Raw genomic sequence first — 13,461 nt, 5'->3', positions numbered from 1 at the left:
ATATGAATACGCTACGCCAGGATAGCCTGGCGGGGGTGGTTGTCTTTCTCGTGGCCCTGCCGCTCTGCCTTGGCATCGCCCAGGCGAGCGGCCTGCCGCCCTTTGTCGGCCTGCTGACGGGTATTATCGGCGGGCTTCTGGTGACGGCGCTGAGCCCGTCACGCTTCGCGGTCAGCGGCCCGGCTGCGGGTCTCGTGACGATTGTGGTGGCCTCGATTGAAACGCTCGGCTCGTTTTCCGCGTTTTTGCTGGCGCTGGTGCTGGCGGGCGTCCTGCAAATCGTGTTCGGGCTTATCCGCGCCGGGCGGTTTATTTCGCTGGTGCCGGGCAGCGTGATTAAAGGCATGCTGGCGGCGATCGGCCTGCTGCTGATCATGCAGCAGATCCCGGTGGCGCTGGGCTCAGCCGATGAAAACAGCCTGCTGGCGGTGTTTAGCGATGGCTTCGCGTTCTCGCCAGTTTCTATCGCGGTGGCGGCCGCCGGGCTGCTGCTGATGGCGCTCTGGGGCTCGTCCACCGTCCGGCGCGTGAAAAGCCTCGCGTGGATCCCAGGCCCGCTGGTGGCAGTGCTGGTGGGCTGCGTCACGTCCCTCGCGCTAAGCCACACCTCGCCCGCGCTGCTTGAACGCCTGCCGCTTATCACGCTGCCGGAGTTCGCAAGCTTAGGCGCGCTGGTCTCTGAGCTGGAGACGCCTGCCTGGCAAGCCTTTACCAATCCGTCGGTGTATGTGGTGGCCGTCACGCTGGCGCTGGTGGCGAGCCTGGAAACGCTGCTGAGCCAGGAGGCGCTGAAAAAGCTGCGCCCGCAAAACCCGCCGCCGTCGCCAAACCGCGAAATGCTGGCGCAGGGCGCGGGCAATCTGCTGGCCGGTCTCGTGGGCGCGATGCCCATCACGGCGGTCATTGTCAGGAGTTCCGTGAACGTCAGCACCGGCGCGCAGACTAAGCTCTCTATTTTCATCCACGGCGCGCTGCTGCTCATCTGCGTGCTGTGGTTTCGCGAGGTGTTGATGACCATTCCGCTGGCGAGCCTGGCGGCGGTATTGCTCTACACCGGCTATAAACTCGCCACGCCGCGCCTGTTTGTCGAGCAGTTCCGCGCGGGCGCCCAGCAATACGTGCCGTTTCTCGCGACCATTATCGGGATTATCGCGTTCGGCATGCTCGCCGGTATCGGGATCGGTCTGGTGGCCCAGATAGCGCTGAGCCTGTGGCACAGCCATCGCAACGCGTTGCAACTGGCGCGCTATGACGATCACTATGTGCTGCGCATCCACCAGAACCTGACGTTTATGCATAACCCGCGCCTGCAGGCGCTGCTGGATAAGATCCCGGAGAAGAGCGTGGTGATTGCCGAGCATGACAACGCCGACTACTTCGATCCGGATGTGAAAGCCGTCCTGAGCGACTTTGCGCAGAACGCGCCGCAGCGCGGCATCCGCCTGACGCAATGGCCGGTGACCTGACCCTGCCGGGGGCCTTTTTGCCGGCCCCCGCCCCTCCTCTTCGCCACTTTTTGCGCCCTTCAGCTACGTTTATAAGACTCTCCGGGATGAAGCGGATGCCGCAACGCTGTAGTATCCGGCTGCTTTTAATGACAATAAGGACGCACCATGAACTCGAAAGAGATGTCCAGGGCCTTTTTTATCCTGATCCTGTTTATCGTTTCGATCCTGTTTTTCAATCTTGTAAAACCGTATCTTTCCGCCGTGCTGTGGGCGGTTATCCTGGCCGTGATCTTCTACCCGGTAAAGCGCCGCCTTTGCCACATGATGAACGGGCGTAACAATATCGCCTCGCTCTTAACCGTGGTGCTTATCTGCGTGTTGGTGTTTGTGCCGCTGGCGGTGGTCGCCTCGTCGCTGGTCAGAGAGTTCAATACGCTGTACACCGATTTGCAGGCCAATGACACCACGTTCCCGACCTTGCTCGCGGATGGCGTGCGTATTCTGCCGGACTGGGCGCAACAGATGCTGGCGGAAAACCACCTCGACAGCGCCGCCGCCATTCAGGAGAAGATCTCCGGCGTCGCGCTCAAGGGAAGCCAGTATGTGGCGGGCAGTATTTTCCTTATCAGCCGCAACACGTTCAGCGTGGTGATAGGCTTCGGCATCATGCTTTATCTGCTGTTTTTCCTGCTGAAAGATGGCTCGCGGCTGGTGGCGGTGGTGCTGAACGCCGTGCCGCTCTCGGATAAAGTTAAACAGCGGCTGTTCCGCCGCTTTGCCGCGGTGGCGCGCGCCACGGTGAAAGGCACCGTCGTGGTGGCTATCGTGCAGGGTCTGCTTGGCGGCGTGGCGTTTTACTTCGCGGGTATTGGCGCGAGCATTCTCTGGGGATCGCTGATGGCGTTTCTGTCGCTGGTGCCTGCGGTCGGCGCCGCGCTTATCTGGGTGCCCGCCGTCATTTACCTTTTCACGACAGGCGCGATTATCAAAGCCGTGCTGCTGACCGCGTTTTTTGTGGTGGTGGTTGGTCTTGCCGATAACCTGCTGCGCCCGCTGCTGGTGGGTAAAGATATCCGTATGCCGGACTGGCTGATTTTGCTCGCCACGCTCGGCGGGCTGGAGGTGTACGGCATTAACGGTTTCGTGGTCGGCCCGCTTATCGCCGCGCTCTTTGTCACCTGCTGGAACACCTTCTCCGCAGGCCCGGGACGCACGCACGCGCTGCCTGAAAAAAACGAGGATGAAACCGCCTGAACAGTTTGAAAAAAGTGCGGTTTAGAACACCGGGGCGGCATTAACGCCCCATTCAAAGCTGTCCGATGTTACACTCGAAAGGCTTTTTTTGTGCGAATTTTACGCATCATATATTCTGTATGATGCGTTTTTGTTTCCGCCACGCGCGGGTTTGCATCTTTTCGGGAGAGTAATTGTATGACGGAAAACAAGACCGGCGGCTCTAAGGGGCTGGCCATCTGGTCTGTATTACTGGGGCTGGTACTGCTTGCTATCGGCCTCTTCTTTGTTATCGGCGGCGGCAAGCTGGTATCGCTTGGCGGCAGCGTCTACTTTCTGATTGCCGGGGTGGTGACCCTGCTGTCGGCCATTCAGTTTTTGCGCCGTCGCGCCTCCGCCGTGCCGCTGTTTATTCTGGTGTTTGTCGGCACGATTATCTGGGCGCTGTATGACACGGGCCTGTCGTTCTGGGGGCTGGTGTCGCGCCTGATGGTGCCTTCAGGCATGATGCTGCTGGCGTTTCTCACCTGGCCTGCCCTGCGCCGTCGCGAAGGCAAAGCGCCGCTGGCGAAACTCTCTTACGCGTTCAGCGCCGTTATTGCCGTCGGCATGGTGGTGACGCTTATCCAGATGTTCCAGCCGCACCCGACGGTGGCTTTCAAAGGCGATCCACTGCCGCTAAAACCGGTCGATAAAGAGAACGCGCAAAAAGACTGGGCGAATTACGGCAATACGCCGGGCGGCAGCCGCTTCGTCGCGCTGGATCAGATTAACCGCGATAACGTTAAAGATTTGAAAGTCGCCTGGACGTTCCACACCGGCGATATTCCTGACAGCCCGACCGGCAACGGCGCGGAAGATCAGCAGACGCCGCTGCAAATCGGCAATACGCTTTATCTCTGCACGCCGCACAACAATGTAATTGCGGTAGAAGCGGACAGCGGTAAGCAGATCTGGAAACGTGAAATCAACGCCAAAGCGGAAGTCTGGAACCGCTGCCGCGGCCTTGCGTATTTCGACGCGACCAAACCTGTCGTGCAACCGACCCTGCCGGGTGCCACACCGGTGCCAGCGCCTTCGCTTGCCGCGGGTGCCGCCTGCCAGCGTCGCATTCTGATGAATACCATCGACGCGCGCCTGATTGCGCTCAACGCCGATAACGGCGAATTCTGCGAAGGCTTCGGCAATCACGGCGTGGTGGATCTTAAAGCGGGGCTTGGCGAGGCGCAGGACCCGAAATATCAGCTCACCTCCGCCCCGACGATGGCCGGGACGACGGTGGTTGTCGGTGGACGCGTCGCGGATAACGTGCAGACCGATATGCCAGGCGGCGTACTGCGCGGTTTTGATGTGATCACCGGCGAGATGCGCTGGGCGTTCGACCCGGGTAACGAGGATCCGAACGCCCGCCTGCAACCGGGCCAGCACTATGCGCGCAGCACGCCGAACTCGTGGGCGCCGATGTCATACGATCCGGCGATGAACACTGTGTTTATCCCGATGGGCAGCTCCTCGGTGGATCTGTGGGGCGCGAACCGCACGCCGCTCGATCACAAATATGGCGCGTCGGTACTGGCGCTGGACGCCACCACCGGCAAAGAGAAATGGGTGTATCAGACCGTCCATAACGATCTGTGGGATTTCGACATCCCGATGCAACCGAGCCTGGTGGATTTCCCGCAAAAAGATGGTAAAACCACGCCAGCCGTGGTGTTCAGCACCAAAGCCGGGCAGATTTTCGTTCTCGATCGCCTGACCGGCAAGCCGCTGACAGAAGTCAAAGAGCTGCCGATGAAGCCTGGCGCTATCCCGAATGAGCAGTACACCAAAACGCAGCCGCATTCGGTCGGTATGCCGCAGATTGGCGCGCAGACGCTGACGGAATCGGATATGTGGGGTGCGACGCCGTTCGATCAGCTCGCCTGCCGCATCGCCTTCAAAGGTATGCGTTACGACGGCCTGTTTACCGTGCCCGGTAGCGATAAATCCCTGAGCTTCCCCGGATCGCTCGGCGGGATGAACTGGGGCAGCCTCTCCACCGACCCGAATAATCATTACATCTTCGTCAACGACATGCGTCTTGGCCTGTGGGTGCAGATGATCCCGGCGAATACCGACGCTGTCGATCGCGGCAGCAACGGCGGCGAGGCGATCAACACCGGCATGGGCGCGGTGCCGCTCAAAGGCACCCCGTACGCGGTGAATAAAAACCGCTTTATGTCGCCGCTCGGCATTCCATGCCAGGCGCCGCCGTTCGGCACGCTGTCGGCCATCGACCTGAAAACGCAGAAAATCGTCTGGCAGGTGCCGGTCGGCACCGTGCAGGATACCGGCCCGTTCGGGATCAAAATGCGCGCGCCGATGCCGGTGGGCATGCCGACGCTTGGTGGTACGCTGGCGACGCAGGGCGGACTGGTGTTTATCGCCGGTACTCAGGATTACTACTTGCGCGCCTTTGATTCCTCTACCGGTAAAGAGGTGTGGAAAGCGCGTCTGCCGGTCGGCAGCCAGGGCGGCCCGATGAGCTATGTTTCGCCGAAAACCGGCAAACAGTATGTGCTTATCTCCGCAGGCGGCGCTCGCCAGTCTCCGGATCGCGGGGATTACGTGATTGCCTACGCGCTGCCGTAACCGCGCGTAAATATCAAAAGGGCCGCCCCGCGCGGCCTTTTTTATGGGCGCGGCTCAGTCGCGCTGCCAGTAGACCGGCGAGCCGAAAACCTCCACAAAGTAGTCGATTGCCGCGCGCACGTTGAGCGGCGGGTGGCGCGCGTTCGGGTAGATGGCCGCGATGTGCTGCGCCTCGGTATTAATCGCCGCCTCATACTCCGGCAATACTTTCACCAGTTTCCCCTGCGCCAGCCACTCCCCCGTCATCCAGTCCGGGAACAGCACCAGCCCCATGCCGTCGAGCGCGGCAGTCAGCAGCGAGTGGGCGTTGTTTGACACCAGTCGCGCGCTCACCGGGTAATGCACCCACGGCTCGCCGGGTTTGCGCGCCAGCCAGCGGTTCGGCCCCGATGAACCGCTGTAAACCAGACACTGGTGCGCGTGAAATTCCGCCGGCGAGGCGGGCGCGCCGTAGCGCGCCAGATAACGCGGCGCGGCGGCGAAGTAGTAGCGCTGCTCGCAAAACACGCGGGCGTGAAAGCTCGAATCGGTGAGCGTGCCGATACGCACGATAAGATCGGTGGCGTCGCGGTGCGGGTCGACGTAATCGTCGGTCTGGGTTAATGCCAGTTGCAGGCGCGGGTAGCGCTCCGCAAGCCCGGTTAGCCACGGCGCGATATGCCGCTGCCCGAAGAACACCGGCGCGTTGATGCGAAGCAGCCCGGACGGCTCAAGCGAGCGGTCCTGAAGTTCGCGGCGCGCCTCGCTGAACTGCTCGGTAATGCCGCGCGCGTACTGCGCGAACAGCCGCCCCGCTTCGGTCGGGATCACCGCCCGGGTATTGCGGTAGAAAAGCTGCTGACCAAGCGCCTCTTCAAGCTGGCGGACGGTGCGCGAGATCATCGACGCCGACACGCCCTCCCGGCGCGCCACCGCCGAAAAACTCAGCCCGTCGAAGACGCTGATAAAAAGCTGAAGTGCGCGGATATTCACGGCCCCGCTCTCATTCATCTGTGCGATTCCTGCAAAAGTGTTTCGTCGATCGTAGCGTTTTTTAACGCACCGCGCTCCACTACACTGCGCCGCCTGGCATTTTTTTAAGGATTACCATGCAGCTTTTATTAATAGCGCTCGTGATTGCGGGCGGGATGGGGCTTTCGGTTGAGGCGGGCCTGCTGGGGCCGCTTGGCGGCGAAGTCGGCGATTTCTGGGCGGCGTTCAGCATTTTCGGCGTCGGCGCGGCGCTCACGTTTCTGCTGATGCTGTTTTACAGCCCGCGCAACAGCCCGTCGTTTTTCGCCCAGCCCGGCTGGCAGCTGACCGGCGGTCTGCTCGGCGCGGGATATGTGGTCATTCTCACCGTCGCCACGCCGGTTATCGGCATCGCCATGACCATGATTGGCATTCTGGCCGGTCAGGTATTTAAAAGCCTGATTATCGACCATTTCGGGCTGTTCGGCGTTGAGCGCCGCCCGATTGACGCGCTGCGCCTGCTGGCGCTGGTGTTTATTCTCGCCGCCCTGGCGCTGGTCGCCCACAGTTAAGGAACCACAATGACGACAATCATGATTATTCTCGCCATTATCGGCGGCGCACTGCTCAGTATTCAGGCGGCGATCAACGGCCAGCTCGGCGGCAACGTCGGCGTGTTCCGCTGCGCCTTTCTGACGTTCTCCGTGGGGGCGCTGGTCTGCGCGCTGCTGATTTTCTTCTTTGAGCCGCCGCACGCGACATCGCTGCTGGACGTGCCGAAGTGGCAGCTCACCGGCGCGCTGTGCGGCGTGCCTTATATCGTGATTATGGTGCTGGCGGTGCAGCGTATCGGCACGGCGGTCGCGACGGTGGCGGTGATTTTCGGCCAGCTCGCCATGAGTATGCTTATCGATAATTTCGGCTGGCTTGGCAACGCGGCGATCCCGTTCTCCTTAAGCCGTCTTGGCGCGGTGCTGTGTCTCGCCGTCGCGCTGGCGCTGATTTATCTCGGCAACCGGCGCGCCGCTACGCCTCGCGCAGACGGCTGAACAGCGCCATCAGCGTACTGACCGCGGCATCCGGCACGGGAAAATCTTTTTTCACCATCAGATGCAGCGGTGTTGCGCGCCGCGCGCCGTGAGCGAGCGGCAGCGCGCGCAAAAGCCCTTGCGAGAGCGGGCCTGCGATGCGCGCCTCCGGCAGCCAGCCGTAGCCCACCTGATGCATCACCGCTTCGATAGCCGCATCCACCGTTGAGAAGACCCACTGCTCCGGCGCGCCGCCGGGGCTTTGGGTCTGACTGCCCGCCAGCCGGATGCGGGCGAAGCGCCCGAGCGCCTCTTCGCCAATCGGGCCCGGCATCTGCGCCAGCGGATGATCGCGGTGCGCCACCGCCACAAAGTTCACGTTCATCAGCCATTCGCCGCGCCCGAGGCTGTCTTCACGGCGCGAAAGCACCAGCAGATCGGCGCTGGAGTGCGCGGCGATAGCGTCGCTCTGGCTCTCCAGCACTTCGGTCAGCTGCACCTGCGTGGACGGATGCTGGCGCTGAAACTCGCGCAGGATCGCGAACAGCGTCTCGCGCGGGAAAATGTTGTCCACCACCAGATCCAGCCGGGTACGCACGCCGTCGCGAAGCGTCGCGGCATGGGCCTCCACCCAGGTAAAGGCGCTGAGCAGCGGGCGCACCTGCGTCAGCAGCAGTTCGCCCGCGGGCGTCAGCACCGCGCGGCGTCCACGGGTTTCGAGCAGCGCCACGCCAAGCCGCTCCTGAAGCAGCGCGAGGTTGTAACTCACCGAGGACTGGCTGCGGTGCGTGCTTTCCGCCGCCCTGGCGAAGCTGCCCTCCTCCACGACTTTGTCCAGCAAAGCCCACTGTTCGAGCGTCGTCTTATGCATAATTCATCGAATTTTCGAATCAATTTCATGCAAAATTAGCGTTATTCATTAAAAAAATAAAGGCCTAAGCTGTACTCAACGAAACAAAGGAGGCCAACAATGAGTAACTTCGACAAACACGATCTCAGCGGTTTTGTGGGCAAACATCTGGTCTACACCTACGACAACGGCTGGAACTACGAGCTGTATATTAAAAATGAAAACACCATCGACTACCGCATCCACAGCGGCATCGTCGGCAACCGTTGGGTAAAAGATCAGCGTGTTTATATCGTCCGCGTCGGCGAAAACATCTATAAAATCTCCTGGACCGAACCGACCGGTACCGACGTCAGCCTGATTGCCAACCTCGGCGACCGTCTGTTCCACGGCACGATTTTCTTCCCGCGCTGGGTGATGAACGATCCGAAGAAAACCGTCTGCTTCCAGAATGACCATATCGCACAGATGGAAGCCTACCGCGACGCAGGCCCGGCCTACCCGACCGAGGTGATTGACGAATTCGCCACGATCACTTTTGTGCGCGACTGCGCTAAAAATGACGAAAGCGTCATCGCCTGCCCGGCAAGCGAACTCCCCGCGGATTTTCCGAACAATCTGCGTTAATCCTGCCCCTTACGGCCTGCCCCCCGGCGGGCCGTTTTTTCATCTCCCCTTCTCAGGTCAAACTGTGACCGCGCGCTCATGGTCTACGCTTAAAACATTACCGTTTCGTCGCCGGTTTGCGGCGGTTAAGCCTGTAGTGACCAAGAGAAAGGATTATCCCGTCTGTGAAAAATAAGACCTACCGCTCTCCCGCGCGCGAACAGGGCTACGCGGGACTTGGCGATTACGCCGTCATCGGCGAAGGCCGCTCGGTGGCGCTCATCGCGCCGGACGGCGCTATCGACTGGTGGTGCGTGCCGAATCTTGATTCTCCCCCGCTGTTTGACCGCATTCTCGACGCGTCTGAGGGCGGCTATTTCGCGCTGACGCCGGAAGAAGCGTGGGAAATGTCGCGCAGCTACCGCGAGAACAGCAACGTGCTGGAGACGCGCTATAAAACCGCCTCCGGCGAGGTGCTGATTACCGAATCCATTAACAGCACATTCGCTGGCCGCCTGCCGTGGAGCGAAATGGCGCGCCGCGTGGAAGGCATCAAGGGCCATGTGCGTCTGAACGTGGTGTTCAGGCCCGGCACGCGCGCCCGCACCTGTTCGCCGTGGCTGGATCACGTCCAGGAGAAGACGATTTTTCATCTGGACGATTTAATGATCGCCGTGCGCTGTTCCGATGATGTGGACACCGAATATTGCGACGATACGGGCATGCGCGCGACGCTGACCACCTCGCCCGGCTCACGCTCGCTGATAGCGCTGGTGGCGACCGAAAAAGAGCCGCTGGCGGTGCCGCCGCTTGAGAAAATCGACCAGCGCATCGAAACCAGCGACCACGCCTGGCGCGACTGGGCGGAGAATCTCTGCTGGAATGGCCCGTTTGAGCATCACGTGAAGCGCTCGGCGCTGGCGCTCAAATTTCTCTGGTACGCGCCGACCGGGGCGCTGGCGGCCTCCGCCACGACCTCGCTGCCGGAAGGCATCGGCAAAGAGAAAAACTATGACTACCGCTACGCGTGGGTGCGCGACGCCTGCCTGATTATCAAATCGTTCGTCTATCTGGGATCGCTTGAGGATTGTAAGGCGGCGTTTTCCTGGCTCACCTCGACGATTATTCGCCACGACGGTCAGTTGCGCGCCTGCTACACGCTGGAGGGCGGCCGGGTGCCGGAAGAACGCTACCCGCAGCTCGAAGGCTATCAGGGCACGCAGCCGGTGCGGGTCGGCAATAATGCGCGCGATCAGTTTCAGCCGAGCATGTATGGCGATTTGCTCGGCACCGCGCGGCTATTCGTTGAGATGGGGCACGTGCTCGATCTCGCCACCTCGCGCCTGCTCGGGCATCTGGCGAACCGCTGCGCCGACCACTGGCGGCTGCCCGATTCCGGCATCTGGGAGTTGCCCGAGGAGCGTCACTACACGCACTCGAAAATGGCCTGCTGGCTGGCACTCGATCAGGCCGTGGCGCTGGCGGATATCGGTCATATCGAGCCGACATGGAAAGGCCGCTGGGCGCGCGAACGCGACCGCATCAGCGAGTGGATTGAAACGCACTGCTGGAGCGAGAGCCGCCAGGCGTACACCTTCTATGCGGGCAGCGAGACGCTCGATGCGGCCATCAGCCTTACCCACTATTACGGCAGCAAGATCAACCGCAAGCGAATGCTCGCAACGCTCGACGCGATTTATCAGGAGCTTGGCCATAACAGCCCGATGCTCTACCGCTATTCGGGTGTTGAGGTGGAAGAGAGCACTTTTGTGGCCTGCGCCTTCTGGCGCGTCGAGGCGCTGGCGGAGCTGAAAAAGCGCGACCAGGCGCAGGAGGAGATGAAAGAAATTCTCGATACCCTGTGCCAGAGCGGCAACGTGCAAATCTTTAACGAGATGTACGATACCCGCACCGGCGGCTGGCGCGGCAACATGCCGCTCGGCCTGAGTCATCTGTCGCTTATCTGCGCCGCCAACGCGCTGTCCTGCGACAATCCGGGGCACAGGATTTAAGCCCATCAATAATAAAAAAGGGAGCCGAAGCTCCCTTTTTTATTTATACCCAATCAGTTATTCACCGGAATAACCGCGCCTTTATATTTGGTGCGGATCCAGTCCTGAATCTGTTTGGAGTGCAGCACGTTCACCAGCGCCACGATATCTTTTTTCTTCTCGTCGCCTTTATGCACGGTGATGATGTTGGCGTACGGGTTGTTCTCGCCGCTTTCCACCGCGATAGGATCTTTCACCGGGTCAAGGCCCGCGTCGATGGCGTAGTTGGCGTTGATCACCACCGCGTCGCCTTCGTCGTTGTTATACATCTGCGGCAGCAGAGAGCCTTCCACGTTCGGCAGGAAGTTAAGCTTTTTCGGGTTCTCGACGATATCGCTGATGCGCGCGTCCACTTTGTTCACGCCCGGCTTCAGCTTGATGACGCCTTCACGTTCGAAAATAGAGAGGATACGGCCCTCTTCCGCCACGGCGTCACGCATGATGACTTTGCCGCCTTGGGGCAGATCTTTCAGAGATTTGTATTTTTTGGAGTAGATGCCGATAGGCTCGATGTGAATCGCGCCTGCGCTCACGAAATCATAGGTTTTATCGTCGGCGTGATCTTTCAGCACGCTGTTCAGATACGGGATGTGCTGGAAGTAATTCGCGTCGATGTCGCGGCTCGCCAGCGCCGTGTTCGGCAGGATGTAATCCTGGAACGGGCGGATTTCCAGATCGATGCCTTGCTTAGCCAGAATCGGCTTCGCCTGCTCCAGAATTTCCGCGTGCGGCACGTTGGAGGCGCCCACGGTCAGGGTGTCGGCCCAGGCGGAAACGCTCAGGGTGGCGGCGGCAATCAGCGTCAGTACTCTTTTCATGATGTGTGTTCTCTGTTGTTGTTAGCGTTTATCTAAATAAGAGGTTAAGGCGTCACCGATGAACTGAATGATGAAGACGATCACCAGTATCGCGACCGTCGCCACCAGCGTGACGTCGTTGTGGTTACGCTGGAATCCTTCCAGATAAGCGAGATTCCCGAGCCCGCCTGCGCCAATCACCCCGGCCATCGCGCTGTAGCTCACCAGCGCAATCAGGGTGACGGTAATTCCTGAAACCAGCGCCGGGGACGATTCCGGCAGCAGCACGCGGAAAATCAGCGTGCTCATGCGCGCGCCCATCGAGCGAGTGGCTTCAATCACGCCTTTATCGACTTCGCGCAGGCCAATCTCCACCAGACGCGCGTAGAACGGCGCAGCCCCGACAATCAGCGCCGGCAGCGCGGCGTTCGCCCCGAGAATGGTGCCGATAATCGTTTTGGTAAACGGGATCAGCAGCACTATCAAAATGATGAACGGGATGGAACGGAACACGTTCACCACGATGGAGATAACGCTGTAGACCAGACGGTTTTCAAACAGCCCGCCGCGCGCCGTTAAGAACAGCGCCAGCCCCAGCACAATGCCGAGCACAAAGGTGGCGACGCCCGAGAGCGCGGTCATGTAGAGCGTCTCCTGGGTAGCGGCCAGGAGCTGGTCGAGCTTCAGATGGGGAAACAGGGACTCAAGCATGTTTGATAACCTCGCAGTGGATCTCATGCAGGCGTAAATCGGCGAGGATATTCTCAAGCTGTTCCGGCGTCGCCACCACATGCAGCCAGAGCTGGCCAAACACGCCGTGGGCGGTCTGGGTCATTTTGCCGTGCAGAATATTAAAAGGCAGGCCGTAGCGGAGCGTCAGCTCGCCAACGACCGGCTGGTGGGTGCTGTGTCCGACAAACGTCAGTTTAATCACCGCGCCGTTAAGATCGCCCGCCAGCGCCGGATCGAACGCGTCGTCGGCCCCTTCCTGGCTAATCTGGCGCACAAACTGGCGCGTAATCGGCTGCTGCGGGTGGGTGAAGACCTGCAACACGTCGCCCTCTTCCACCACGCGGCCGTTTTCCATCACCGCCACGCGATCGCAAATCTTGCGCACCACATGCATCTCATGGGTGATGAGCACAATGGTGAGACCGAAGCGGCGGTTGATGTCCTGGAGCAGATCGAGAATTTGATCGGTGGTTTGCGGGTCGAGCGCGGAGGTAGCTTCGTCGCACAGCAACACATCCGGGCGGTTGGCGAGCGCGCGGGCGATGCCGACGCGCTGCTTCTGCCCGCCGGACAGGCGCGACGGATACGCGTTTTCACGGCCTTTCAGGCCCACCAGATCGATAAGCTCCGCCACGCGGGTTTTGATTTCCGCTTTCGGCACGCCCGCTATCTGCATCGAAAAGGCGATGTTTTCGCTGACGGTGCGCGACCAGAGCAGATTGAAGTGCTGGAACACCATGCTGATTTTCAGGCGCGCCTGACGCAGCGATTCGCCGCGCGCGGCGGAAATCTCTTTACCCGCCACGGTCACGCTGCCGGACGTCGGTTTTTCGAGGCCGTTTAACAGGCGAATCAGGGTGCTTTTCCCCGCGCCGCTATAGCCGATGATGCCGTAGATTTGTCCCCGCTCGACTTCCAGGTTGACGTCATCTACCGCCGTAATGGTGTCCTTACCCTGATGAAACAGCTTCGAGATGTTCCTTAAAACTATCATAAGGTTTTACTTTCCTTCAGCGGCGCGCGAAGCGCAGGCTTTCTGACTTTCAGTCTTATCCTGGAGGAATATACCGAAAGGCCTGAATGTAAACATGAATAAAAGAGAATGTTATATAACAGATGATTCTAAACCGCACC

General features: G+C 60.3%; 12 protein-coding genes. 7 read left to right on the top strand and 5 right to left on the bottom strand.

Annotated elements, in window-relative coordinates; all coding sequences use genetic code 11:
* Window positions 1-2 precede the first annotated feature (2 nt).
* From AACV31_RS13045 to AACV31_RS13035, 3 genes are all read left to right on the top strand, one after another.
* Window positions 3-1,466 (top strand): SulP family inorganic anion transporter, encoded by a 1,464-nt coding sequence (locus tag AACV31_RS13045; protein WP_165153561.1) that lies wholly within the window; start codon window positions 3-5, stop codon window positions 1,464-1,466.
* 147 nt (window positions 1,467-1,613) lie between these two features.
* Window positions 1,614-2,702 carry an AI-2E family transporter gene (locus AACV31_RS13040; protein WP_105538167.1) on the top strand — a complete coding sequence of 363 codons (1,089 nt, stop codon included), beginning with the start codon at window positions 1,614-1,616 and terminating at the stop codon, window positions 2,700-2,702.
* A 177-nt stretch (window positions 2,703-2,879) separates the two neighbouring features.
* The gene (locus AACV31_RS13035; RefSeq protein ID WP_165153088.1) at window positions 2,880-5,312 is read left to right on the top strand and encodes a glucose/quinate/shikimate family membrane-bound PQQ-dependent dehydrogenase; all 2,433 of its coding nucleotides are present in this window, start codon (window positions 2,880-2,882) and stop codon (window positions 5,310-5,312) included.
* Between the two features lie 54 nt (window positions 5,313-5,366).
* Here AACV31_RS13035 and AACV31_RS13030 read toward each other — a convergent pair whose 3' ends face one another.
* Window positions 5,367-6,302: a LysR family transcriptional regulator gene (locus tag AACV31_RS13030; RefSeq protein WP_105538165.1), complete on the bottom strand. Its 936-nt coding sequence runs from the start codon at window positions 6,300-6,302 to the stop codon at window positions 5,367-5,369.
* Between the two features lie 98 nt (window positions 6,303-6,400).
* On the opposite strand from AACV31_RS13030, the gene AACV31_RS13025 reads away from it, so the two are divergent.
* Both AACV31_RS13025 and AACV31_RS13020 read left to right on the top strand, forming a co-directional pair.
* Complete coding sequence (locus AACV31_RS13025; protein ID WP_007763088.1) at window positions 6,401-6,835, top strand: DMT family transporter; 435 nt, start codon at window positions 6,401-6,403, stop codon at window positions 6,833-6,835.
* A 9-nt stretch (window positions 6,836-6,844) separates the two neighbouring features.
* The gene (locus AACV31_RS13020) at window positions 6,845-7,312 is read left to right on the top strand and encodes a DMT family transporter (protein WP_165153086.1); all 468 of its coding nucleotides are present in this window, start codon (window positions 6,845-6,847) and stop codon (window positions 7,310-7,312) included.
* Here AACV31_RS13020 and AACV31_RS13015 read toward each other — a convergent pair.
* Window positions 7,290-8,162: a LysR family transcriptional regulator gene (locus tag AACV31_RS13015; protein WP_165153084.1), complete on the bottom strand. Its 873-nt coding sequence runs from the start codon at window positions 8,160-8,162 to the stop codon at window positions 7,290-7,292. The genes AACV31_RS13020 and AACV31_RS13015 overlap by 23 nt on opposite strands.
* 99 nt (window positions 8,163-8,261) lie before the next feature.
* On the opposite strand from AACV31_RS13015, the gene AACV31_RS13010 reads away from it, so the two are divergent.
* Complete coding sequence (locus tag AACV31_RS13010; protein WP_007763039.1) at window positions 8,262-8,768, top strand: phenolic acid decarboxylase; 507 nt, start codon at window positions 8,262-8,264, stop codon at window positions 8,766-8,768.
* Between the two features lie 164 nt (window positions 8,769-8,932).
* On the top strand, window positions 8,933-10,759 hold the full coding sequence (locus AACV31_RS13005; RefSeq protein WP_165153082.1) for a glycoside hydrolase family 15 protein: 1,827 nt from the start codon (window positions 8,933-8,935) through the stop codon (window positions 10,757-10,759).
* 53 nt (window positions 10,760-10,812) lie between these two features.
* Here AACV31_RS13005 and AACV31_RS13000 read toward each other — a convergent pair whose 3' ends face one another.
* Genes AACV31_RS13000 through AACV31_RS12990 form a run of 3 tightly spaced genes read right to left on the bottom strand, consistent with a single transcriptional unit; the run spans window position 10,813 to window position 13,321 of the window.
* A complete protein-coding gene (locus AACV31_RS13000) occupies window positions 10,813-11,616 on the bottom strand; it encodes a MetQ/NlpA family ABC transporter substrate-binding protein (RefSeq protein WP_007762821.1) in 804 nt (267 codons plus the stop codon).
* Between the two features lie 21 nt (window positions 11,617-11,637).
* Window positions 11,638-12,306, bottom strand: coding sequence for a methionine ABC transporter permease (locus AACV31_RS12995; RefSeq protein WP_041923239.1), 669 nt, complete (start codon window positions 12,304-12,306; stop codon window positions 11,638-11,640).
* Window positions 12,299-13,321 (bottom strand): methionine ABC transporter ATP-binding protein, encoded by a 1,023-nt coding sequence (locus AACV31_RS12990; RefSeq protein ID WP_075197506.1) that lies wholly within the window; start codon window positions 13,319-13,321, stop codon window positions 12,299-12,301. The genes AACV31_RS12995 and AACV31_RS12990 overlap by 8 nt, the downstream gene beginning before the upstream one ends.
* Window positions 13,322-13,461 lie beyond the last annotated feature (140 nt).

The sequence above is a fragment of the Cronobacter sp. EKM101R genome, assembly GCF_963888145.1.
Lineage (GTDB): Bacteria > Pseudomonadota > Gammaproteobacteria > Enterobacterales > Enterobacteriaceae > Cronobacter > Cronobacter turicensis.
This window is presented reverse-complemented; position numbering and strand designations above follow the sequence as displayed.